The following is a 23,493-nucleotide window of genomic DNA, read 5'->3' as shown; positions in this document are numbered from 1 at the left end:
GTAGTACTCGCACAGGGGTCCAGCAGCTCCCGCTGTATCGAGCCGATGACACTCTCTGCATAGGGATTCGGCCACGAACAACGTGCTGCACCTGGCACCTCGCGAATCCCCAGCGTGTCCCTATCTCGGTAGATGTCGCCCGGGGGCATCACGAGCTCGTCGTGGAGGAGGTGCGTGTCCGAGACGGCGACGATGCGCATCCTCGCAGTATGCCTCGCCGCCGCCTCGTTTTCACCCGAGTAGAAGACGCAGAGGGACCCTGTGTTTCTCGTGAAAGGCCCTGCCAGAGATGACAGGGCCATTTTGCTTAACACGGACCTCGCGATGAACATCGCGGCGCCTTCGTGCCTGGTGCTCCTGCGTCGCCATCCCATACCTTGCCGTCGGACTCAGGTGCAGGTACCTGCGCTCCACCTCACATTGTGTGGGCGGCGATTCCATCTCGCAGCGGAGCGACCAAGTGCTCCGTCAACCCCCAGGCTGTGCGACTGTGCCTTTCAATTCCGAACGGTGACGGCACCAGCGCCTCACCGAAGGGCGTGATGCCGGATCCGAAATGGCTTCGCGGCCCAGCGCGCCGAGGCGACGGGGCAGCGTGTGCTCGTTCCGCTAGCGTCTACGTGCTTGCAGCTTCTAGGCCCCACCACAAGCTTTGAAGTGGACGCACAGAAGGAGCCTCGCGATGGAGATCAAGCCCCAGGCCATGGCCATTCCCAGGTCGACTGATCACCTCGAGCGGGGGAAGTACGGTCCGATTTTTCCGAAGACCCCTGCTTGTTATGGCTTCACGATTGTTGCCAATGTCAAGCCGGGGCGCGCCGATGCAATGCGCGGCTACGGCCAGAGGGTCGCCGAAGCACTCAAGGCCAACCCCGACCTTCTCGCGCCGCTCAAGCTCCACTACCTCCGCTGGGTGCTCTTCGATGACGACACCCGGTTCATGTATCAGGGCATCTTCGACACCGATTTCGACAAATACACCGAGGACGCGGTCGTACTCTTCACACAGTCCGGAATCAACACCGCCTTCGAGAACCTCGAAGGGTTTCCCACGGACTGGAAGACCAACACGCCTGCGTTCATCAAATTCATCCGAGACCACCAGTGCAACAGCTTTCTCGAGTACGGCGAGTACCCGTTCTTCACGGGCGATGAAATCAAGAAGGCGCTGAAGATCAAGGCCGCGCTCGCCGAGATGCTCGAGCAGATGCAGTAGAGGCATGTCATGAGCGAAACGTCGGGGCGGACGTACAACCAGAACCACGCGCCGAGGAGATACCTGCGGGGGCATCGGCGAGTCAGCGTCTACACGTCCTGGAGCTACCCCGGAGAAGCCAATCGAAACCCTGCCGAAATGGACAACCGGTTCTCGACGATGACCGAGGTTCGCCGAGCCCTCTGGCCCGTCTACGAGTCCCCACAGTGGGCAGACCCGCTGAGGTTCCAGCAAGGAGTCGCGGGCTCACTGGAGCTCTTCTTCTGGGCGTGGGTGAAGTTCCAACGGGTCATCGAGGAGGTCACCGGGCACCGGGTCCCCATGTTTCAGCGGGTCGATCAGGCGGGCTTCCCTCTGCCACTCGACGAGAGGGTCCTCTCCGATGCGGACACGCTGCTCGTCTTCGGCCTGGACCACAACGTCACCGGACAGGTGGCCGCCCCGGAGGAGATAGAAGCGGTCCGCGCATTCCTTGAGCGCGAAGGCACCTGCCTGGTGATAGGCCCACACCACGACGTCGGACACTCACCGGACCTGGAGGAGCGCGCCCTGGAACACGCCCATCATGGCGACCCGCTGGTGCCTCGTCAGCAACGCTTCGGCGGATATACGCGCTCGTTGATGAAGGGGCTGGGAGTCCCCGTCGAGAATCATTGGGGTCTGCGCCCTGCCGTTGTCGAAGGAACGAGCCGAAGCGTCCCTTTGACAGTGATGGAAGACCTGGATACGCGCGGCTGGCTCTCCGGGGTCCAGAACTTCAACTTCCACATGCACCTGCCGCACTACGCGGTCACGACGGAGGACTCCCATTCCGTTCGTGTCCTGGCGAAACAGCCGATCGACCTGACCAGGCCCCATCCCTTCACGAACGAGGGAAACACCGAGTTCAATGCGCTGGTGTGGATGCCGCCGAGCGACGGCAGGGCCGGCGACGTACTGGTCGCCGACTCCACCATCTTCAGCACCTTGTTCGGGGCGGATGAGAGCCTCGTGCGTTTCTGGAAGAACCTCGCCACGGCCCACTGAGATGCTCGAACTGGACGACATCCAGAGCGGAGTGCTGCGACCCCGCCCTTCTCCCTACGTCGCGACCTATATCCTCCTCCGCATCGATGACCGGAGCGCGGGGCGGGAGTTGATGGGGCGGCTCTGCTCGGTGGTGGCCACGGCCGCCCATCCGAGCAGCCCGATCGCCGATTGCTGGCTCAGCGTCGCGCTCACGTATCACGGGCTCGAGGCGCTGGGCGTGCCACGAAACTCGATGGACAGCTTCGCATGGGAGTTCCGACAGGGGATGGCCGCCCGGGCGAAGGCACTGGGAGACGACGGCGAGAGCAGCCCCGAACACTGGGAGCCACCGCTGGGAACGAGCGATGTCCATGTCGTGCTGACGGCGCTTTCGCCGACGCAGGTTCAACTCGAAACGGCGCTGGAGCGCGCGCGCAAGGCGCTGCGGGAGCTTGGCGGCATCAAGGCAATCTGGCGTCAGGACTGCCACGCACTGAGCACCGGCAAGGAGCCGTTCGGCTTCAAGGACGGCATCAGTCATCCGGCCGTCGAGGGCAGCGGCATTCCAGGAAGCAATCCCCACGAGGAACCGCTCAAGGCAGGCGAATTCGTCCTCGGCTACCCCGACGAGACAGGCGGCGTGTCCCCGATGCCCTGGCCTGACGTCCTGGGCCGCAATGGGACGTACGTCGCCTTCCGCAAGCTTCATCAGCGGGTGGCCTCGTTCAGGCAGTACCTGAAGGCCACCGCGAGCAGCCGGGAGGACGAGGAGTCTCTGGCAGCGAAGATGATGGGGAGGTGGCGGAGCGGCGCGCCGCTGGCGCTGTGCCCACACCACGACGATCCCGACCTTGGCGCCGATTCGTCACGGAACAACGCCTTCCTCTATTCAGATGACCCGACCGGGTACAAGACGCCTCCCGCGTCGCACGTCCGGCGAGCGAATCCCCGCGACGCGTCCGTCGCCGGCGTGGTCAGACTCCATCGGATGATCCGGCGCGGAACGGCCTACGGGCCCGAACTGCCCGAGGGCATCCTCGAGGACGACGGCGCCGAGCGAGGGTTGATGTTTGCCTTCATCGGCGCGCACCTCGGACGGCAGTTCGAGTTCGTGCAATCGGAATGGATCAACGGCGGTGACTTTCTCGGGCTGGGCGATGCGAAGGACCCCCTCGCCGGCGCGAACGACGGGACGGGCGTGTTCTCAGTCCCAAAGCGTCCCATCCCCAGGCGCATGCAAGGCCTTCCTCGGTTCGTGGTCACCCGTGGAGGCGAGTACTGCTTCATGCCCGGGCTCCGGGCTCTGCGGTGGCTGGCGGACCTCCGGACATGAACGGCTCGGAAAACATGGACGTCGTGGTCATCGGTGCCGGCCCCGCGGGGCTGCTCGCGGCGCTCCGCGCTGGCGACCTGGGCGCCCGGACCGCCCTCGTCACTCGCGACGCACTCGGCGGCATGGCGGCCCACGACGGGCCGGTTCCGGTGAGGACGCTGGCGCAGGCGGCACGGTTGCTCCGAGACGCTCGGCAACTGGGGCGCTATGGCATCGCAGTGAGCGAGCCCGTGCTGGACTACGCACGGCTGCTGACGCGCGTGCGCGAGGTCGCCGGAGAGGTCTGCGCGCGAGCGGCCCTGCGCGAACAAATCGCCGCGGCGGGGGTCACCGTATACGAGCACGCCGGCGCGGCGCGCTTCGTGGACCCGCACACTGTCGAGACCCAGCGCCGGCTGTTGTTTCGAGCGGAGAAATTCATCCTCTGCTCCGGCGGCGTGAGCCGGCGCCTCCCGGTCCCGGGATTCGATCTCACGGCGACCCACAGTGACGCTTGGAGCCTGACGACCGTTCCGCCGACCATGGTGGTCGTTGGCGGGGGCGCCACGGGAGCACAGGTAGCGTCGGTCTTCACTGCGTTCGGCACGCGGGTGCAGCTCTTCCAGGCGGCAGGGCGCATCCTGCCGACCGAGGACGAAGACGTGTCCACCGCTGTCGCGGAATCCTTTCGTCAGGCCGGCATGGTCGTGCGCGAGGACTTTGGCGCCATTGAACGCTTCGAGGAGGCACCTGGTGGTGTGCGGATGGTCTTCGCCAGAGACAACCTGAGAGACAGCGTCGAGGCCGCGCTCGTCGTCGTCGCGGTGGGCTGGACGGCGGACACCTCCGCACTCAACCTCGCGGCCGCGGGAGTGGAGACCGACTCCCGAGGTTTCGTGCGCGTCGACGCGCATCTGCGAACCTCCGTGCCGCACATCTTCGCCGCCGGAGACGTGACGGGGCGCCGGATGCTGGTCCCCCAGGCATTGCAGGACGGGTTCGTCGCGGGCTCCAACACAGCGCGAGCGCCCATGATTACGGTCGCGGACGAGGTGTGTCCCATTGGCAGCTTTACCAATCCCGAGTACGCGCAAGCGGGCCTGACCGAAGCGAAGGCGCGTCAAACGCACGACGTCGCCGTGGCCGTGGTGCGCTTCGACACGACGACCCGGACCATCATCGATGGGCGAACGACCGGGTTCTGCAAGCTCGTCGTCGACCGTGCTACGCGGAAAATCCTCGGTTGCCACGTCGTGGGTGAGCGGGCGGTCGACCTGGTCCAGACTGCGGCAATTGCCATTGCGGCGGGAATGCGAGTGGATGAGCTGGCCCACGTTCCGCTATCGTTTCCCACCTATACCGGGGTCCTGGGGCGTGCGGCCGCCATCGCTGCCCGCCAGCTGCAAGTCGACGTGGACCGGGCTCCCATCGCAGAGCTTCTTTGTAGGCAGGATGGCGCGGCAGGTCCGTGAGGCCGTTGCGAGTGGGGGCGAGACTCTACGCAGCTCGGCGCACGTCCCGGTGGTGGAGCCCGAAGACTTCCCGCAGCTCCATCACCTTGGCTCCACGCTCCGGGCCGTGGCGTTGGAGAACGACCCAGAAGAGGCGGTCGCCCCGGGCAAGCCTCGGGGATGGGCGCCTCTCACGGAAGACCGCGAGTCACTTCGTGGCGGGCACGGGGTCGACGGTGGTGTCCTGGCGCGGCGCATGGAGCGCGGGAGGCGATGCGCTCAGCGCGCCCAGGTAGAGCCGGCCGTGGAAGCCGTGGGGCTGATGGGAGGTGAAGAGCTGCAGGCCAACGGCCTGCTTGGAGGACTGCCGTGCCTCGATCGTCGGGCTGATGCCGAAGACGTTGCACTCCAACTCCTCGTCCCAGACGCTGTAGCGGCAGGCGAACTGGGTGCCTCGCTGGAAGCCCACATCCAGGGCACGCACCGAGGGCAGGGCGCGCACCACGCGAGAGCCCATGGGCTCGAAGTCGCCATCCCAGCTCACCTCCGTGGTGCGCGCGTGGACGCTGCCCGTGAGCACCAGCGTCCAGGCCTGGGGGCGCTTCGACTGGGCGTTCAGCAGGTGCTGGGCCATCTGCGCCTCGCGCTCATTGCCGTGGGCACTGTCGGAGTCGATGGCGGCCACGTCCACGTCCTTTCCGGAGACGCGCAAGCGGCGGGCCTGCTCGACGAGCCACAGCATGGCGCGGCTGCTGCGCCCGTCCTGGTATGCCCGGCGCCAGAAGGCGCTCCCCGAGAGGAGCTCCTGAACGGCCGCTGAATCGCCGTCGCTGGCGAGGTAGCTATCGAGGAGCGGCTGCTCGGAGACGGGAATGGACAGCGCCAGCGTCACCGGCAGTTCCTGGGCCGAGGCCTCGCACAACATCCGCAGCGCCGCGGACGGCACCTCCTGCGTGCCCAGGGGGTCCGCCACGAGCAGGACGCCTCCCGCTGAGAACAGGGACGAGGCTCCCGCCACGGGAACACCACACGCGGGAGCGGTGGAGGTGGCCGTGGTCCCACCCTTCTCGCCCCAGCTCTCCATCACCACCGAGCGAATGGGAACGGGGGAATTGCCGCCCACCAACTCCAGCGCGGGAGCCATCTCCAGCCGCTCCAGCAGCTTCTGCTCGATACCCAGGTCGCGGTAGCCATGCGCCGGCCGGTAGCCCTCCAGCCCAGGGATATTGGAGAAGGCACCCGGCACGGAGAGCTGCACGCCGGACTGACCGGGTACCTCCGCAGTATAGCCTCCCCCCTCCTGAGTGTACCTGATGCGAAAGACTCGAACGAGTGCCTGACGGGGCCCGAGCCGTTTCCCCTGGATGTAGTAGCGCTCGGGGGGGATGACGTCCGGAATGAAGGAGGAGTACATCTCCAGTCCCCCCTCCTTTTCCATCACGTCATAGCGGCTCTTCTCCAGGATGTACCGGGCCGTCATCATCGCGTCCTCGGCGGGCACCTGATAGACGACCTCGTGCGTGGGCGTCTCGTACCGCCCCGTCTCCGGATTGTACTGGGTGGCGATACCTCGCGTGGCGGTGGCGCACCCCACGCCCCACAAGAGCCCCAGCATCATTCCAAACCGCCGCATCGCATCCTCCCTGAGCCACAGTCCCTGGAGGCTGGTTTCGGGCCTCCTTGCCGCGTCAATCGCGGAAACGATTGGGCGCGTAGGACATACTGACATCGCCCGGTCGACGGTGGAATGGAGCAGGCACGGGGCTCACGGTGGTGACCTGGCGCAGCACCTGGAGCGCGGGAGGCGATGCGATCAGCACGCCCAGGTAGGGCCGGCCATGGAAGCCGTGGGGCCCCTGAGCCATCCCCTCATATGAAGCCGAGAGTTTCCTGGAAGACGGGGTGGCGGTGAAGGAGTTCGGCGAAGCGCTCGACGAGCGGAAGCAGTCGCTCCTCCCTCATCATGGGGATGGCCTGGTAATACATGCAGCCCTGACGGAAGAGTGAGTAGGTGCGCGTCTTGGCCGTGTTGGCCTTCAATCCCTTCTCCATGCCAAGGCTCTCTCCGGCGGCGCCCAGCAGTGTCAGCAGGACCTGAGCCAGTGCGCTCACCAGCAGCAGCCTGTCGCGCCGCTCGGGACTCTTCACGCGCACCGCGGACAGCCCCATGCCGAATCTCAAATCCTTGACGTCCCGGAACGTCTCCTCACACGAGAAGCGTCGGGAGTAGAGGTCCACCACCTGGCGCGCGCTGGCACTGCCCAGGCTGGTGGCCAGACACCACGGCTCCTTCATGCCCTTCTGGTGCACCAGCACCACCGCCGGCACCGGCATCCGGTCCGCCGTGACGTGCACATTCGTCAGCTTCTTCGCGTGCCCGCTGGTGGGCATCCACTCGACCGCCGGACACCGCGAGCCGCCGGCTACCTCCACCTGCACGTTCTTGCGAAAACGCACCACGTACTCGAAGCCCGCTTGCGCCAAGAAGGCGTACAGCCGCTGGTCCGCGAAGCCCCGGTCCGCCAGCACCGTCACCTTCACCCCGTCGGGCACGCACTCCTTGAGCCGCAGCAGCAACTCATCCTCCGCCTGGGCCCGGTTGCCCGCCAGGGCGCTCTTCTGAAGCGTCAGCCACAACAAGGGCGTGGCGCGCCCATGCGAGGTGACGAGGCTGGCCACCAGGCTGGTGTGGTCATCGGCGTCGAAGTCCGTCCAGTCCAGCGCCACCAGCGCCTCGTCGCGCTCGGCCAGCACGTACGGCACCCATGCGGCCGCCAACTTCCACACGTCCACGGCTTCGTTGGACAGCAGCCGGTCCACCTGCTTGATGCCGTGCTTCTGCACGCCGCCCCGTGCCCATGCCAGCGCTTGGCCAATGGCGTGCACCGACAAGGAGGCCGCGTGCACCACGCCCAACGTCGCGTGCGACAGCGACAACACCCGCTTGGCGTGCAGGTCCTCCTCGAACAAGTTCGACAGGAACGTCCGCACCTGCTCTTCGTTGATGGCCACCTTGCGTACCAGCATGGCCTCTCCTTCTGCCTCCCACCACCCCCACCTCGCACGGAGCCGGCTGGCAGGCGGCTGGTGAGCAGCTCGCTGAAATGAGGGGATCGCTCAGGTGGGGCCCCCAATTCGGTCGCCGCGTCATAGGCGCGCAACGACCACCATGAGCAGTGTGTCAAGGTGAGTGAGCGAGGCGCCGGTTCGGTGTGCCCATCGACGACCTCACGCGTGTCCCGCGCGGGTAGATTCTCCTCCGCCATTGCCAATTCGACTGCACTGAACAGGCAGCGACATCCCTCAGCGTATCCACGAGAGCAGCTCCTGCCCATGTTGCCCCTGGCCGTACTCCAGGGCAAAGCGATGGACGGGCAGGCCTCTGTTACGTCGAGGGAGAGGATTCGCAGGTCCCGGTGACTCACCACCACGAATCCCAGCAGCACGCCAAACGTCGCAGTCGGAATGACAAGTCAGTCTATTCCCGCGGACTCCGCCAGATGCAAGTGCACGAAGCTTCGCCAAGAGTGCGATGGTTTCGGCGTTCCCCATCCAGGCTGGGACACACCTGGTTGAGCCCTCTCACGCGACATCTACCTTGGCGCTCACCGGTGACGAAGCCAGAGCTTCCATGAGCGGCCGGGCATTGGCTCGGTGATCGGGCGTGTGCTATCCACGGGCATCACGAGCAGAGTCGAGGGGGAGTGATGCGCAAAGAATCGTGGCTAGCATTGGCGGCGCTGCTTCTGGGGAGCATTCAGGCACAGGCGCAGGAGGCGCCGGGCCCTCATGACCGAGCCGAGGCTGTCAAGATCATCGCGGAGCTCCGCAAGATCGTGGCGCCCGAGGGGATGGAGCGCACCGAGAAGCTCCGCCTCGGAGGCATCGACCAATGGGTCTCGATCCGCAGCCGCGACCTGCGCAATCCGGTGCTGCTCGTGCTCCATGGCGGCCCCGGCTGGGTGGCGATGCCGACGAGCTGGTATGTCGCGCACGGCTGGGACGAATTCTTCACCGTCATCCAGTGGGACCAGCGCGGCTCGGGCAAGACGTATGTCGCGAACGATCCGGCCATGGTCGCCCCGACGCTCACAGTCGAGCAGGTGCACGCCGATGCCGAGGAGCTCGTCAAATGGGCGCGCCAAACCTTCGGCAAGGAGAAGATCTTCGTCCTCGGCCATAGTTGGGGGAGCCTCCTCGGGCTCACCCTCGCGGAGAGGCACCCCGAATGGCTCCACGCCTATATCGGCGCCGCCCAGGGCATCGATGCGCGGGAGAGCGAGCGGCGCGGCTGGGCCTGGACGATGGAACAGGCGCGCGCGACGAAGAACGAAGAGGCGATCCGCGACCTCGAATCGATCGCGCCCTATGCCGTTGGCAAGAAGCCGGTGCCGTTGAAGGACATCCGGCTCCAGCGCCGCTGGCTCAATTTCTTCGGGGGTGCCGCCTATCGGCGTCCGGATGCGAGCTTCGAGGGCGCAGCGGTGAATCTGTCGCCCGAATACACCGACGAGGAGGTTCGCCAGGTCTGGAAGGCGCAGGAGCTCTCGGTCGAGAGGCTCCTTTCCGCGGTCCTGACGGCGGACCTGTCGCATGTGAAGCGGCTCAAGACGCCGCTGATCCTGTTCCTCGGACGCCACGACCACAATGTCTCGGCGATGGTTGCCGCCGAATGGTTCGCGGGCGTCAAGGCGCCGTCGAAGCAGCTCGTCTGGTTCGAGCAGTCGGCGCACGAGCTGATGGCCGAGGAGCCGGGCAAGGTGCTGCTCTCACTCGTCCGCCATGCCCGTCCGTTCGCCGAGCGCGCCGGCGATGTCGCGCCCGCCAGCACCAAATAGAGCAGGCCACAGAGGGGAAGGCTCCGCCCGCTCCCGCCTTTGCCTATCCAGAATTCGGTCGATTCCATCGCGTGCTGGCCGCGCAAGTATGTCTTCAGGGACTCTTGGCCGAGGGCTGCTCGATTTCCTTGAGAATTCGAACAGCGTCGGCGTTCTTCGGGTCGAACTCCAGTGAGCGGCGATAACTCTCGGCGGCGAGCGCTTTGTCCCCCCGAGCCAGGTAGGCCTCACCGAGGCTGTCGTGGACATTCCCATCCGTGGGGTACATCTCCACGTTGAGCTTGAAAATCTCAACCGCGTCCGCGAGGCGGCCTTCCTTCATGAGCTGGTAGCCGAGCCGGTTCAGCTCTCCGGGGTTGAACTTGTATTCATCAGGCTTCTGGGCCTTGAGGGTGCGGTAGGTGGCGATGGCCTCGGTGATGGTGCCCTTCGCGAGCGCCGTCATCACGGCCTCTGAGATGGACCGGCGGGGGGCCTGTGGCTTGACTCCGCGCAGGAGGCTCCAGATGCCGGACGCCAGCCCCTGCACGTTGGAACCACGGACGTTGGACAGGATGATGACGGCCTCCTTCGTCTCCGGCGAGCGGGAGATGATGGTGGAGAACCCCTCGACGCCGCCTCGATGGCTCTGGAGAGCGACCTCTGTCTTGCCGTCATCCAGCTTGGCGGACTGAACCTCCCAGCCAAACGCATAGCCCTGCAGGCCCGGGGTGAACATCCGCTGCTTGAGCGCTGGCGGGAGCAACGTGTCCCCATGGAGCGCCCGGTCCCACAGGTACAGGTCCTCCACCGTCGAGTACAACCCACCCGCGGCGAAGGGGGCATCCATATTGATGTAGGGGGCATTGCGGAGCCCGTCGGGCGTGGACACGTAGCCGCTCGCGCGCTTGGGGAGCACCGTCGCCGAGACGTCGTAGCCCGAGTTCTTCATCCCCACCGGGTCGAAGATTCGTTCCTGGACCACCTGTGCGTAGGGCTTGCCCGTCACCCGTTCGATGATGGCGCCGAGCAGGTAGTAGCCCGAGTTGTTGTAGGCGTACTTCGTCCCGGGCTCGAACTCCAGGTCGCCGCTGGCCAACTGCTTGATGAGCTCGGCGGCTGGGAAGGGATTACGAGATGCCTTCGCCACGAAGTCCGGGTGGTTGGTGAAGCTGGGGATGCCGGAGGTGTGATTCAGCAGGTGGGTGAGTGTGACGCGCGAGCCGGTGTCCTGGCGGTAGTCAGGGAGGAGCTTGCTGAGGGAGTCATCCAGCCCCACCTTGCCTTCGGCCACCAGCTGCATGATGACCATGGACGTGAACTGCTTGGTGATGGAGGCGATGCGGAACTTCGTATCCGGGGTGGCGGAAATCTGCCACTCGAAGTTCGCGAGCCCGTAGGCCTTCTTGAGGATGATGCCCTTCTCGCCCACGACGAGCACCGTTCCATTGAATTGCCGGAACTCGTGGTACTTGGTGGCGAGCTTGTCTATCGACTCCTTCTTGCTCGCGGCCATGGCCGGGGAGACCCCGAGCATCAGCACCAGTCCCACTGCGACTCGAATGTACGTCCACCTCTGCATCATGCGGTCCCTCTCCCACGCGGATTCACGTATCCGGGGACCGACACGAACGAGCGCGGATTCGATTTCGTGGGGGAGAGGAAGTCGCCCACCCGCGCATTCTCGATTTTGCCGGCGCCGTGTCCCAGCAGCGCCTTCACGTACCCCACGGCGGAGGCATGTGCTTCCCAGCTTCGGAAGTGAGGCTGCAGCCGGGCCTCTATCTCCTCCATCTCCGCCGCGAGCTGACCAAGCGCACGTCGCGCGCCTGCGTCCCTGCGTCGAGTGTTGACGACAGGGGAAGCCTCGTCTCCTTGTTCTTTCAACCAGGGAGCGCGTGGGGCATCTTCCGAGCTACAACTGTAGAGCCAAGGACCATACCAGTGGTGGCCGACATGAACGCATCCGTACCGGCTGAAATCACGCACCAGGTTTCAAGCGCCTGCTCGGTGATTGGCCGTAACCTCGCCAGTTCGCTGCAGGCCATACACCTCTTCGGCTCGGCAGTTGATGGAGGGCTGAAACCACACAGCGACATCGATCTGCTGGTCACCGTCAGCGCCCCATTGACCGAAGCCGTTCGACACGCGCTGCTCATGGAGCTGCTGTCGGTCTCGGCATGGCCAATGACGCGTGAATCGCTCCGCCCTCTCGAAGTGACCGTTGTCGTCCAGGATGCGGTCGTCCCATGGCGCTATCCGCCGTCGCGCGAACTTCAATTCGGGGAATGGTTGCGCGGAGAACTGGAAGCAGGCCACGTCCAGCCCGCCATCGTGGACCCCGACCTGGCAATCTTGCTGGCCAAGGCAAGGAGACACAGCATCTGCCTGTTGGGCGCGCCAGCAACCGACCTCTTCGACCCCGTACCCCGGACCGATTTGGCGAGAGCGTTCTACGACACCGTTCTCCAATGGAACGGACCCGCGGACTGGCGGGGGGACGAAAGGAACGTGGTGCTTGCGCTGGCTCGCATCTGGTTCAGCCTGTCGACGGAGGGGATCGCCCCCAAGGACGTTGCGGCCCAGTGGGTCATTGAACAACTGCCGGATGAACATCGAGGCGTCGTGCGCAGTGCGCGGGCGTCTTACCTTGGAGAGACGCAGGACGATTTGGCAGGGAGAGGCCCGGAAGTCGCCGCGTTCGTGCACTGTGCCAGAACGGCCATCGAACGAGTGTATTTGGAATTACAGACCGGCAATCCGGCAGCTCGCTGAACCACCTTCCTCCGCCTCAGGATTTCTTGAGGCACCTCTCTGGGGGAGTAACCTCCCCCTCGTGAGGTGGATGTGAAGAGGCAGCAGAAGCAGGACAGGGCAGGACAGCGGAGCGCCGAATCCCGAGGAAAGTCGCGGGTCAAGGCGATCCTGGCTCGGGATTGGGTTGTTCGGTTCTGCGGGTTCGAATCCCGTCTGGGACAACCTGGGAAGCTGAGCTTTTCTTCTGCCCCCGGTTCCACATGTGCCCTCAGTGTGCCCCTCCGGCATCTCTCGCCGGGAGGGGAGCGGTCGATTTCATGCAACGGTGTCGCCCAGCCCGTCTCTTCCCATCAGGAGGGGGTGTTCATGCCCCCTGTAACTCCTCGGGCGGACGACATGAAGGCGACGACGCGGTACCTGATGCTTCTCTCCATGCTGGCGGTGGGCTGTGGTGACTCGAACGAGGACGATGGGGGCGGGGACACCAACTCGTTCCCAGAGACCATCGAGTGTGGCGACATAAGCTGCAAGCGCGCCACTCAATACTGCGCGACCATCGTGACCGATGTGACGAGCCATGTGTGTCTGAATAAGAAGGAGAGCTGCAAGAGCTGCGACTGCGTGAATCTGGACACAGACCTCACCGCCCAGACCGGTCGCCAGGACTGCACCGCGACCTCAAAGCTAGATGTGTACTTCACATGCGCCTATTATGACGATGTGGACTACATCAAGACCTCCTGCACGGTACGCGCTCGCTGAGAGCATAAGACGGATAGGGACGCTGAGCGTCCCTGTGCCTACCCCAAATTCGGTCGTTGCCTCATGGGGTGCGCAAAGCTGCATCAAGGCGCGCGTCATGACGGCGAGCGATGCGCACGACGAGCCGCCGGGGCGCGAACAAACCTCGCGAGGAAGCAACCATCGCCAACGCGCAGCGGGAAAGAGACGAGCGCCACGTGCTCGCCTGTGCGCGCAGAGCGAACGCAACATCGTAGGGCCTCGCCTCTATTGGTCGAGACGAAGGGCTGCACCTCGTGCTCCTGGTCGCCCACTCCGCGAGCCGCTTCTTGCGCATATCCGCCCGCGGCCTGCCCCCTATCTGTACCCATCCCAAACTCGGCCGCCGCGTCACGAGTGCGTCAGAACGCACGGAAGGACAGGCCCGAGAGACGCGACATGCGGGCCCCGGAGCGCGCAAGAGTCGGTGCATCTCTTTCCGCGGTCACAGGAGTACAGTGCCACCCTTTCGCAGAGGGAGGTGCGCGTATGAGCCGCTACGTGATGGGTCTCCAGGAGATCGACCAGGGGCAGGTCGCGGTCGTTGGCGGCAAGGGCGCGCATCTGGGGGCGCTTTCGCGGCTCGAAGGCATTCACGTGCCGGCTGGCTATTGCGTGACGACGGACGCCTTCCAGCGGGTCATGGCGGATGCGCCGTCGATCGACGAACGGCTCGAACGGCTGTCGCGCCTGAAGCCGGACGACCGGGAACAGATCCGCGCGCTCAGCGCTGAGCTCCGCCGAACCCTCGAAGAGACCGTCATCCCTGACGAGCTGGCGGCGGCGATCACCCGCCCGCTCGGCCAGCTTGGCGAGCAAGCCGCCTACGCCGTCCGCTCGAGCGCGACGGCGGAGGACTTACCGACGGCCTCCTTCGCGGGCCAGCAGGACACGTACCTGAACGTCGTGGGGCCGGCGGCGATCCTCCAGCACGTCAGCCGGTGCTGGGCCTCGCTCTTTACCGAGCGAGCCGTGACCTACCGCCTGCGGAACGGCTTCGACCACCGGAAGGTCCGCATGGCAGTGGTCGTGCAGCAGATGGTCTTCCCGGAGGCGGCCGGTATCCTGTTCACGGCCGACCCTGTCACCTCCAACCGGAAGGTCTCCTCCGTGGAGGCCAGCTTCGGCCTGGGCGAAGCACTGGTCTCCGGCCTGGTGAACGCGGACGTCTACAAGGTGCGGGACGGAGAGGTCATCGCCAAGTCGGTCGCCACCAAGCAGCTTGCCATCCACGCCTCGCCGGCAGGCGGGACGCACGAACAAGCAATCGAGCCGGAGCGGCAGCGGCAGGCCGCGCTGACGGACGCGCAGGTCGTACGGCTCGCGCAGTTGGGCCGGAGGATCGAAGCGCACTTCGGTTGCCCCCAGGACATCGAATGGTGCCTGATCGACGATGGCTTCCAGTTCGTCCAGAGCCGGCCTATCACCACGCTGTTCCCCATCCCCTCGGCCGGTGACCGGGAGAATCACGTCTACGTCTCCGTCGGTCATCAGCAGATGATGACTGACGCCATGAAGCCCCTGGGGCTCTCCCTGTTCCAACTGACAGCCTTGCGGCCGATGTACGAGGCCGGCGGGAGGCTGTTCGTCGACGTCACCCAGGGACTGGCTTCGCCAGCGAGCCGCGCAGGCCTCCTGGAAGCCCTGGGGAAATCCGATCCGCTGCTCCGGGACGCGTTGGAGACCGTCCTCGGACGCGGCGATTTCATCCAGTCACTCCCAGACGAAGGTCCCGGCAAGGCGCCCGCTGACGGCGCGCCGGCCCCACTCGAGACCGATGCGGCCATTGTCGACGAGCTGATCGGGCGCAGCCAGGCTTCCATCACCACCTTGAAGCGTGACATCCGGACGAAGTCCGGACCGGCGCTGCTCGACTTCATCGTGGCGGACATCCAAGAGCTGAAGCGGCTCGTGTTCGATCCACGAAGCCTTCAGGTCATCATGGCGGCGATCGAGGCCACCTGGTGGCTCAACGAGCAACTGCAGGCGTGGCTGGGCGAGAAGAACGCGGCCGACACGCTCACGCAGTCCGCGCCCCACAACGTCACGTCGGAGATGGGGCTGGCGCTCCTGGACGTCGCGGATGTGATTCGCCCGCATCCAAACGTGGTGGCTTTTCTGCAGCAGGTCGAGGACGAGGGATTCCTGGACGAGCTAGCCACGCTCGCGGGCGGACGGGAAGCACGAGACGCCATCCAGGCCTACCTCGACAAGTACGGCATGCGCTGCGTCGGCGAGATCGACATCACGAAGCCGCGTTGGAGCGAACGCCCCACCACGCTCGTGCTCCTCATCCTCGGCAACATCAAGAACTTCGAGCCGGGCGCCGGCGAGCGGCGCTTCGAGCAAGGGCGGCAGGAGGCCAGGAAGAAGGAACAGGAGTTGCTGGAGCGCTTGCGGGCCTTGCCGGACGGGGAGCGGAAGGCCGAAGAAACCAGGCGGATGATCGACCGGGTCCGGACCTTCATCGGGTACCGGGAGTATCCGAAGTACGGCATGGTCAACCGCTACTTCGTTTACAAGCAGGCCTTGTTGCAAGAAGCCGAGCGCCTCGTTCAATCCCACGTGCTTCGTGAGAAGGAAGACATCTTCTACCTCACGCTCCAGGAGCTCCACACCGTCGTGCGCACGAACCAGGTGGATGACCCGCTCATCCGCCAGCGCAAGGACGCGTTCAGGTCGTATCAAGCGCTCACGCCGCCCCGGGTGCTCACCTCGGATGGCGAAGTCATCCCCGGGGCGTACCGACGCGATGATTTGCCAGCTGGCGCGCTGGTCGGCCTACCGGTTTCCGCCGGGACCATCGAGGGACGAGCCCGCGTCATCCTGGACATGGCGAAGGCCGATATCGAGGCGGGCGACATCCTGGTCACCGCCTACACGGACCCGAGCTGGACGCCCCTGTTCGTCGCGATCAAGGGACTGGTGACGGAGGTAGGGGGCCTGATGACCCATGGCGCGGTCATCGCCCGGGAGTACGGCTTGCCGGCCGTCGTGGGAGTCGAGCATGCCACCCGGCTGATACGGGATGGGCAGCGAATCCGCGTGCATGGAACGGACGGGTACGTCGAGTTCCTGCCCTAGCCGGGCCAGGAATTCCCCGCCTGCATGGGGGCCATGAGACCCTGTGACATGGGACCTGGCACACCGCCTCACGGTTCCATGATGGCTCCCGCCTGTTCGCATGCGACCACCATGGGCAGGGGGACACGCAATCGTCCGCCGGCCAGAACGTAGCCGCTCCGGAAGCCGCCAACCGGCTCCAGGAGACGTCGCGATGGATTCCGTTCTGGGTGGACTGCGTCAGAGCCTGCGCTCGCTGGGCCGCAGTCCCGGCTTCACGCTGGGGTGTGTGCTGATGCTGGCGGTGGGCATCGGAGCGAGCACCGCGCTCTTCAGCGTGGTGGAAGGGGTTCTGCTGCGCCCCCTGCCCTACCCGCGTCCCGAGCGCCTCGTGGAGCTGTCGCAGCGCGCGGCGGACGGCCACACGATGCGGTTTTCGGACCCCAACTTCGAGGATGTGCGGACGCGCGCTCGCACCGTTTCAGCGCTGGCCCAGGTGTCGGGAGCGGCGAGCGTCGCCGTCACGGGCGCCGACGAGCCGGCCCTCGCCACGCTGGCGCGCGCCTCGCGCGACTTCTTCCCCGCCTTCGCGGTGCGGCCAGTCCAGGGCCGCCTCTTTGACGAGGAGGAACAGCAGGCGGGAGGTGCTCCCGTGGTGATGGTGAGCCACGCCTTCTGGAAGCGCTACCTGGGCGCACGGCCACTGCCCCTGCCGGACACCCTCACTTTCGAGGGGCGCGCATTCACCGTGGTGGGCGTGATGCCCGAGTCCTTCGACTACCCGGTGGGCACGCAGCTGTGGGTTCCGCGAGAGCTCGAGGCTCCCCTGCCCAGCCGCACCGCGCACAACTGGCGGGTGGTGGGAAGGCTGGCGGACGGCGTCGACCTCCAGGCCGCGCGAGTGGATCTCACACACATCGCCCGCGAGCTCAAGGCCCAGTACGGCCGCGACACACAGATGCATGACATCGCCCTGGAGCCCGTCCAAGAGAGCCTGGTGGGCGGCGTGCGGCCCACGCTCTACCTGCTGTCGGGCGCCGCGGCCTTCCTGCTCCTGGTGGCGGGCGCCAACGTCACGAACCTGCTGCTCGCGCGCGCGGCCACCCGTTCCCGGGAACTCGCCATCCACGTGGCCCTGGGCGCGGGGCCCGGCGCGTTGATACGGCGGTTCCTCATGGAGTCGCTCCTGCTGTCACTGGCGGGAGGCGCACTGGGGGCCCTGCTTTCCGCCTGGGGCGTGCGCGCGCTGCTCGCGGCGGAGCCGGGCCACCTGCCACGTGTCGACGAGGTGGGGGTGAACGCCACGGTGCTCCTCTTCACCCTCGGGCTCTCGCTGCTGCTCGCACTGGGGCTGGGGTTGCTGACGGCGTTGCGCGCGGCGCGGCAGCCCCCGGGGGCCACGCTGGCGGGCGCCGGGCGCACGCATAGCGGAGGAGGGAGCGCCGAGCGCACGCGCCGAGCCCTCGTCGTGGGGCAGCTCGCGCTCGCATTGGTCCTCCTGGTGGGCGCTGCGCTGCTCGGGCGAAGCCTGATGGGGCTGCTCTCGCTGGACCCGGGGTATCGCACCGGGGATGTCGCGGTGCTCAGCCTCGTGCTCCCTCCGGCAAAGGACGAGGCGCAGGGGCGGCGAAACGTGCAGTTGCAGGAGCACCTCCTCTCGCGACTGGCGGCGCTGCCCGGCGTGCGCGCGGTGGGCGCCGTGAGCAACTTCCCGCTCGAGGGAAGCCCGGCGGGGGATGGCACCTTCCTCGTGCTCAACCGCCCCGACGAGGTGGGGGACTTCGACGATTTCGGGCGGCTGGCGCGCGAGCCCGAGCGCACCGGCTCCGCCGAGTACCGCGTGGCGAGCGAGGGCTACTTCGCCGCGCTCGGCATCCCGCTCGTGCGCGGGCGTCTGTTCGATGCGCGCGACAACGTCGACGCGCCGCACGTGGCCGTCATCAGCGAATCGCTCGCGAAGGCCCGCTGGCCCCATGAGGACCCGCTGGGCAAGCTCATTCAGTTCGGCAACATGGACGGAGACCTGCGTCCCTTCACCATCGTCGGCGTGGTGGGGGACGTGCGGGAGCAAGGGCTGGATGACGCGCCCAGGCCCATGTTCTATGGCGGCTCCAGGCAGCGTCTGCGGGCCTCCTCCCGCTTCCACCTCGCCGTGCACGGTCCGATGGGCTCCGCGGCCCTGGTCACCGCGGCGCGGCCGGTGCTGCGAGAGCTTGCCCCCGAGCTGCCCTCGCGCCTGTCCACGGTGGAGGAGCTGCTCGCGGGCTCGCTCGCACCCAGACGCTTCAGCCTCCTGCTGCTGGGCGCCTTCGGTGCGATGGCGCTGCTGCTCTCGGTGGCGGGCCTCGCGGCCGTCGTGTCCTACGCGGTGGCGCAGCGCACGCGGGAATTCGGTATCCGCTTCGCGCTGGGCGCGACGACGGAAGACGTGCTGGGGCTGGTGCTCCGGCAGGCGGCGCGGCTCGCGGGGCTGGGAATCGTGCTCGGCGTGCTGGGGGCCCTGGGGCTCAGCCAGGTGCTCGCGGGGCTCGTGTACGGAGTGAGCACCACGGACCCGCTCGTCTTCGTCGTGGTGGCGCTCCTCCTGCTCGGCGTGGCGCTGCTCGCGAGCTGGCTGCCGGCCCGACGTGCTTCGCGCGTGGACCCGATGACCGTGCTTCGCTCGGAGGCATGAAGCGCCCGTGCCTACCCGAAGTCCGGCTGCTGCGTCCAATCGTGCGTCACGGATGCTTCCCATGTCTCCCGTCGCGGTCTCGCGCAGGGCCCCGTGTGGGGAGCTAAGCAAGCCAGCGCCAGTCGGAGTCCTCCAGGAGCGGGAGCTGGCCTCTACGGCGGCGGGCGGAGACCTCCTCGTGCCAGGTCTCCCGTCCGCCCGGGAGCGGCCAGGCGCGTGAAACGGTGCCCCGCGGGCCGGGAGTGAAGTTGAGCAGCAGCATGCGGTTGACGCGGTCGACGGTCTCCGGCGTCGTTCCGGCGCGCAGCTGAAACTCCGCGCTGAACAGGGCGCCCTCCTCGCGGACGGCGCTCCCGGGACGAGGCCGGTCAATGAACGGCCACAAGCCCAGCAGCGGTGGCTCCACGCCTTCGAGCAGCGCGGCGTGCAGCCGGTCATGGCCATCCAGCACCACCCACTTCGCCAGGATGTCCACGAAGAGCAGCAGCACGGGCGGCAACGTCCCGTCCCTCGCGCGCTTTCGCCAGCTCTTCACGCGCCCATCCTCGGAAGCGGAGAGCGCGCGCAGCCCGAGCACGGCGCCCGGCCGCTGCTCCGGCAGCGACTCCCACCAGTCCTCCTTCCACGCGAACAGGAACCGCGTCATGGAGGCCAGCGAGTGCGGTGGCATCGGAGGCTGCCCGAAGCCCCACTCCATGGGGGAGACAGGGTGCCGCTCCGCCTTCTCCGCCGCGATGGCGCGCACGGGGCGCAGACACCAGTTGCCAGCGTGGAGCACTGGCAGGGGCGCTTCCACGAGCGCTCGCGCCACCCGCCAATTCCAGGCCTCCCACCACGCCTCGGAGCCGGGTGGGGCCTCCACGGCCCGGACCTCGGGTGCGGACAGCGGCGGCAGGACTTGGGGAGCGGCGGCCGTTCCCCGAACGAAGACCGCGCGGTCCCAGTAGGAATCGATGCGGGTCCATAGCAGCGTCTGTCCCCCGCCGCGCAACCGGATCCGGTAGTCCGGAGCGGACTCCAGATGCACCGATGGCCGCCGCGCCCAGCGGCCCGTGGAGGGCACGTGCAGCAGCAGCCCAGGGCCACGGGTCTCCAGTCCCCAGCTCCGGGTGTCGTCGGCGACGATGGAGACTCCTGGGTTCATGCGACGCACTCCTCGAGATGCCCGGTATCCATGGGCCCCTGGAGCGTACCCCGAGGGCAGGCTGACTGAGCCCGGCGACATCACGCGCTACCGGTCATCCGCATGTCCATCGCGCTCATGATCGACATTGAGGATCCACCATTCTTCGGGCCCCATCTTCAAGACGATGCATGCAATGACGCGGTTGCTAACACACGCTTCTCTCCGGCCCCGCCCATCCGGAGCCACACCTGGGCGATAGCCCGATCCCCAGGTTCCGGTGTCTATTGAGGAATGCACGAACACACGTGGAAATGGAGTGCGGTAGGGATGTTCCTCATGGGAATGCTCATTCCCACGCCGGCGCTCGCCTGTGTCGCGCCCAACTGCATGGTGGGGGTGCGTTTTCCCCTCCCCGAGGACGGCGGTGTGGTGCCCGCGAACGTCCCCGGAATGGTGACGGTTCCGCCCCTGCTGGAAAGCGTGGAGCCGTCCACCGTCCGGCTGCTGCTGCCGGATGGAACGCAGGTGCCCGCGACCGTCACGCCGGGCGCGCATCAGACGCAGGTCCTGGTCCCGGACGCACCGCTGGTGCCAGGCACCACGTACCGCATCGAGGCAAAGGGTGTCTGTCAGTTCCAGCCAACCCAGACCGAGTCCGTGACCTTCACCGCCGGCCCCGCCCTCCCTCTACCCACGACCACCGGCACCCTGACGGCCGACACGCCGAGCCAGGGTATCTTCAACGTGTACGGGGCATCGAGCTGCGGCGACAGGCAAGTGGAAGGGAACTCCACCACGCTGCGCTTTACGCCGTCACCAGAACTGGTGCCGTTCCTTCCGTGGGTGCATTGGACGGTGGAGGTGGACGGAGAGCCCTGGTCGTATGCGAAGCACAGCGGGCTGACCTCCACCGGCGAGGAGAGCCTCGAGCCGCGTCGCTACGAATACAACCGGCAGCTGCTCTTCCTCTATACCTTCTGCGACTACGTGAGCTGCGCTGATTCCTATCACCGGCCGCCGATCGACAGCCTCCCGCCCGGACGACACCGGGCCACGCTCAAGGCGACGCTGGAGCACGCCAACATCACGCTTCCCCCCGTGAGCGTGGACTTCGAGTTGAGCTGCGCGGCACGGGTCGCGAACGCGGGAATCAGCCAGATGCGCGGATGCGCGGATGGGGGCTCCGAGTTTGACGGCGGTATCGAGAACGAGGACCCGCTCCCCGAGCCGGTCGACACCAAGAAGGGCTGCACCCAGGCCGGGGGAGGACTGACGGTGCTGGGCCTGCTCTCCACGCTCTCGCTCTTGAGCGGCCGGAACTCGCGCCGCGCGAAATAGCAGGTCACACATGCGGCATGTTCTACGTACCCGCGGCAGCGCGTCATTCCGCCACGAGAATGAATGTGAGCTGAACAAGCGGCGCCGCGGGCTGCCTATCTCGCCCTGTGCAAAACTCTGAATAGAGCGGCATTCTCCTCCGTGCCATGCCCAGCGTCGATGGGCTGACGGAAGATGCCGACGGCGAAGTTTTGAATGAATTTCGTTTCAGGACAAGCACTTACAAATTCTTGAGTCATGCGTGTCGGGAAGGAGGGAGCATGGTGAGAAAGCAGTACGCCCCGGACTGCGGACTTCACGCGGCGCTGACGGTCATCGGCGGAAAGTGGAAGTCAGCCATGCTGTGTGAGTTGCATCTCCGCCCCGCGCGCTTCGGAGAACGGAGGCGGCGGGTGCCCGGCATCAGCGAGAAGGTCCTGTTCGAGCAGCTACGGGAGCTGGGAGCCGACGGCATCGTCAGTCGCACGGTGTTCGACGTGGTACCTCCCAAGGTGGAATACGCCCTGACGCAAACGGGCGCCGTGCCCACCCATGCCGTCAGCACCTTGGCGGAGTGGGGACGGAATCACGCGACCCTGGCGACAGCCGAGCGCCGCTGACTGAAGCTGTTGAGGGGCCAGCGCGTAGCCGCAATGGCTGAACCAGCCCTCGTTCTCCCGGCGCAGGCGGAGCTTGAGGCTGGGCCCCGTTGGGCACACCAGGGCCCCTCCAACGTTCACCGGCTTGCTCCCATACCGACCGAACGGTATGGTGTTTCCCATGCCACGCCCGCCGAAACACGAGCCTGAGCGAGGTGACGCCAGGACACGCCTTCTCGAGGCCGCGCTCGCAACAATCCGCACGAAGGGCTTCGCCGCGACCTCGGTCGACGAGCTCTGTCAAGCCGCCGCGGTGACGAAGGGCTCATTCTTCCATCACTTCAAGAGCAAGGAAGCGCTCGGCGTGGCGGCCGCGGAGCATTGGGCCGAGACGACGACCGCTTTTTTCGAGGGCGCGCCCTACCACACACCGGACGACCCGCTCGCTCGCGTCTTGGCCTACGTGGCCTTCCGCAAATCCATCATCGCGGGGAACCTGGCCGAGTTCACCTGTCTGGTGGGCACGATGGTGCAGGAGGTCTACGCGAGCTCGCCGGACATCCGCGAGGCCTGCGCCGCGAGCATCTTCCGGCATGCCGAGACGCTCGAGCCGGATATTCGCGCCGCCATGAGGGAACGACGCATCTCAGGCGGATGGACGGCCAAGAGCCTGGCTCACCACACACAGACGGTCATCCAAGGCGCCTTCGTTCTCGCCAAGGCAGGAAACGAATCCGCCTTGGCTCGCGAGAGTCTCGATCACCTCGACCGCTACATCCGCCTCCTCTTCGGCTGCCCCCTCAAGGAGAAAGCACTGCCATGATACAGCCCCCTCAGCTCAGCTGCGCCTGCGGACAGGTCCATCTCCAGGTGGAGGGAGCGCACATCGTCAGCGTCGAATGCTGTTGCAACAGCTGCCGTGCGGCCGGCGCCAGGATGCAGGCCCTCCCCGCGGCCCGGCAGGTCCTGGAATCCCATGGCGCCACGCGCTTCGTGCTCTACCGCAAGGATCGCGTCCGATTCCTTGAGGGCACCGACCGCCTCAAGGAGTTCCGCCTCACGCCCGAGGCGAAGACCCGCCGGTTCGTCGCCACCTGCTGCAACACGCCAGTCTTCCTCGAGTTCGAGAACGGCCACTGGCTCAGCCTCTATGGCTGTCTCTGGCCCACGGGAACGCTGCCCCGGCTCGAGATGCGGACGATGACAGGCGACCTCCCGCCCGGCGTGGTGCTGCCTGATGACGTCCCGAACGGCAAAAGCCAAACGCTCTCATTCTTCATCAAGCTTCTCAGTGCGTGGATCATGATGGGGCTCCGAAGCCCGAAGATCGCCATCAGCAACGGAACGCTCCAGGTCTGACAGCAACGAGAAGC

18 protein-coding genes are annotated in these 23,493 nt (G+C 66.4%); 13 read left to right on the top strand and 5 right to left on the bottom strand.

The window, feature by feature from the left end; translation table 11 throughout:
* Positions 1-682 precede the first annotated feature (682 nt).
* The 4 genes from OZ403_RS08610 (at position 683) to OZ403_RS08595 (ending at position 5,008) form a co-directional block, all read left to right on the top strand.
* Entirely contained in the window at positions 683-1,216 is a 534-nt protein-coding gene (locus OZ403_RS08610; protein ID WP_140788914.1) for a hypothetical protein, read from the top strand.
* A gap of 321 nt (positions 1,217-1,537) precedes the next feature.
* Complete coding sequence (locus tag OZ403_RS08605) at positions 1,538-2,242, top strand: hypothetical protein (protein ID WP_237081060.1); 705 nt, start codon at positions 1,538-1,540, stop codon at positions 2,240-2,242.
* Position 2,243: 1 nt separating this feature from the next.
* Positions 2,244-3,557, top strand: coding sequence for a Dyp-type peroxidase (locus tag OZ403_RS08600; RefSeq protein ID WP_268783898.1), 1,314 nt, complete (start codon positions 2,244-2,246; stop codon positions 3,555-3,557).
* Complete coding sequence (locus OZ403_RS08595; RefSeq protein ID WP_268783897.1) at positions 3,554-5,008, top strand: dihydrolipoyl dehydrogenase family protein; 1,455 nt, start codon at positions 3,554-3,556, stop codon at positions 5,006-5,008. Before OZ403_RS08600 ends, OZ403_RS08595 begins: the two co-directional genes overlap by 4 nt.
* Positions 5,009-5,195: 187 nt before the next feature.
* On the opposite strand, the gene OZ403_RS08590 is transcribed toward OZ403_RS08595, so the two are convergent.
* Genes OZ403_RS08590 through OZ403_RS08580 form a run of 3 tightly spaced genes read right to left on the bottom strand, consistent with a single transcriptional unit; the run spans position 5,196 to position 8,014 of the window.
* Positions 5,196-6,620 (bottom strand): hypothetical protein, encoded by a 1,425-nt coding sequence (locus OZ403_RS08590; RefSeq protein WP_140853426.1) that lies wholly within the window; start codon positions 6,618-6,620, stop codon positions 5,196-5,198.
* A gap of 55 nt (positions 6,621-6,675) precedes the next feature.
* Positions 6,676-6,852 (bottom strand): hypothetical protein, encoded by a 177-nt coding sequence (locus OZ403_RS08585; protein WP_268783896.1) that lies wholly within the window; start codon positions 6,850-6,852, stop codon positions 6,676-6,678.
* A 4-nt stretch (positions 6,853-6,856) separates the two neighbouring features.
* Positions 6,857-8,014 carry an IS4 family transposase gene (locus OZ403_RS08580; protein ID WP_268781588.1) on the bottom strand — a complete coding sequence of 386 codons (1,158 nt, stop codon included), beginning with the start codon at positions 8,012-8,014 and terminating at the stop codon, positions 6,857-6,859.
* A gap of 680 nt (positions 8,015-8,694) precedes the next feature.
* Between OZ403_RS08580 and OZ403_RS08575 the strand changes: the two genes are divergently transcribed.
* Positions 8,695-9,825 (top strand): alpha/beta fold hydrolase, encoded by a 1,131-nt coding sequence (locus tag OZ403_RS08575; protein WP_174258695.1) that lies wholly within the window; start codon positions 8,695-8,697, stop codon positions 9,823-9,825.
* A 94-nt stretch (positions 9,826-9,919) separates the two neighbouring features.
* Here the strand turns inward: OZ403_RS08575 and OZ403_RS08570 are convergent, their stop codons facing one another.
* Complete coding sequence (locus OZ403_RS08570; protein WP_140853425.1) at positions 9,920-11,389, bottom strand: serine hydrolase; 1,470 nt, start codon at positions 11,387-11,389, stop codon at positions 9,920-9,922.
* A 371-nt stretch (positions 11,390-11,760) separates the two neighbouring features.
* On the opposite strand from OZ403_RS08570, the gene OZ403_RS08565 reads away from it, so the two are divergent.
* The 4 genes from OZ403_RS08565 (at position 11,761) to OZ403_RS08550 (ending at position 19,078) form a co-directional block, all read left to right on the top strand.
* Complete coding sequence (locus OZ403_RS08565) at positions 11,761-12,579, top strand: AadA family aminoglycoside 3''-O-nucleotidyltransferase (RefSeq protein WP_268783895.1); 819 nt, start codon at positions 11,761-11,763, stop codon at positions 12,577-12,579.
* 378 nt (positions 12,580-12,957) lie between these two features.
* The gene (locus OZ403_RS08560) at positions 12,958-13,323 is read left to right on the top strand and encodes a hypothetical protein (RefSeq protein WP_268783894.1); all 366 of its coding nucleotides are present in this window, start codon (positions 12,958-12,960) and stop codon (positions 13,321-13,323) included.
* Between the two features lie 417 nt (positions 13,324-13,740).
* The gene (rph, locus tag OZ403_RS08555; protein ID WP_268783893.1) at positions 13,741-16,425 is read left to right on the top strand and encodes a rifamycin-inactivating phosphotransferase; all 2,685 of its coding nucleotides are present in this window, start codon (positions 13,741-13,743) and stop codon (positions 16,423-16,425) included.
* 193 nt (positions 16,426-16,618) lie between these two features.
* A complete protein-coding gene (locus OZ403_RS08550; RefSeq protein ID WP_268783892.1) occupies positions 16,619-19,078 on the top strand; it encodes an ABC transporter permease in 2,460 nt (819 codons plus the stop codon).
* A 103-nt stretch (positions 19,079-19,181) separates the two neighbouring features.
* Here OZ403_RS08550 and OZ403_RS08545 read toward each other — a convergent pair whose 3' ends face one another.
* Positions 19,182-20,222, bottom strand: a complete 1,041-nt coding sequence (locus OZ403_RS08545) for a hypothetical protein (protein WP_268783891.1) — start codon at positions 20,220-20,222, stop codon at positions 19,182-19,184.
* A 273-nt stretch (positions 20,223-20,495) separates the two neighbouring features.
* Between OZ403_RS08545 and OZ403_RS08540 the strand changes: the two genes are divergently transcribed.
* From OZ403_RS08540 to OZ403_RS08525, 4 genes are all read left to right on the top strand, one after another.
* A complete protein-coding gene (locus tag OZ403_RS08540) occupies positions 20,496-21,542 on the top strand; it encodes a hypothetical protein (RefSeq protein ID WP_328285513.1) in 1,047 nt (348 codons plus the stop codon).
* 260 nt (positions 21,543-21,802) lie between these two features.
* On the top strand, positions 21,803-22,141 hold the full coding sequence (locus OZ403_RS08535) for a winged helix-turn-helix transcriptional regulator (protein ID WP_268783889.1): 339 nt from the start codon (positions 21,803-21,805) through the stop codon (positions 22,139-22,141).
* 160 nt (positions 22,142-22,301) lie between these two features.
* On the top strand, positions 22,302-22,943 hold the full coding sequence (locus tag OZ403_RS08530; protein WP_140788896.1) for a TetR/AcrR family transcriptional regulator: 642 nt from the start codon (positions 22,302-22,304) through the stop codon (positions 22,941-22,943).
* Complete coding sequence (locus OZ403_RS08525; RefSeq protein WP_268783888.1) at positions 22,940-23,479, top strand: GFA family protein; 540 nt, start codon at positions 22,940-22,942, stop codon at positions 23,477-23,479. Before OZ403_RS08530 ends, OZ403_RS08525 begins: the two co-directional genes overlap by 4 nt.
* The last annotated feature ends 14 nt before the right edge of the window (positions 23,480-23,493 follow it).

The sequence above is a fragment of the Myxococcus sp. NMCA1 genome (assembly GCF_026810205.1).
GTDB lineage: Bacteria > Myxococcota > Myxococcia > Myxococcales > Myxococcaceae > Myxococcus > Myxococcus xanthus_A.
This window is presented reverse-complemented; position numbering and strand designations above follow the sequence as displayed.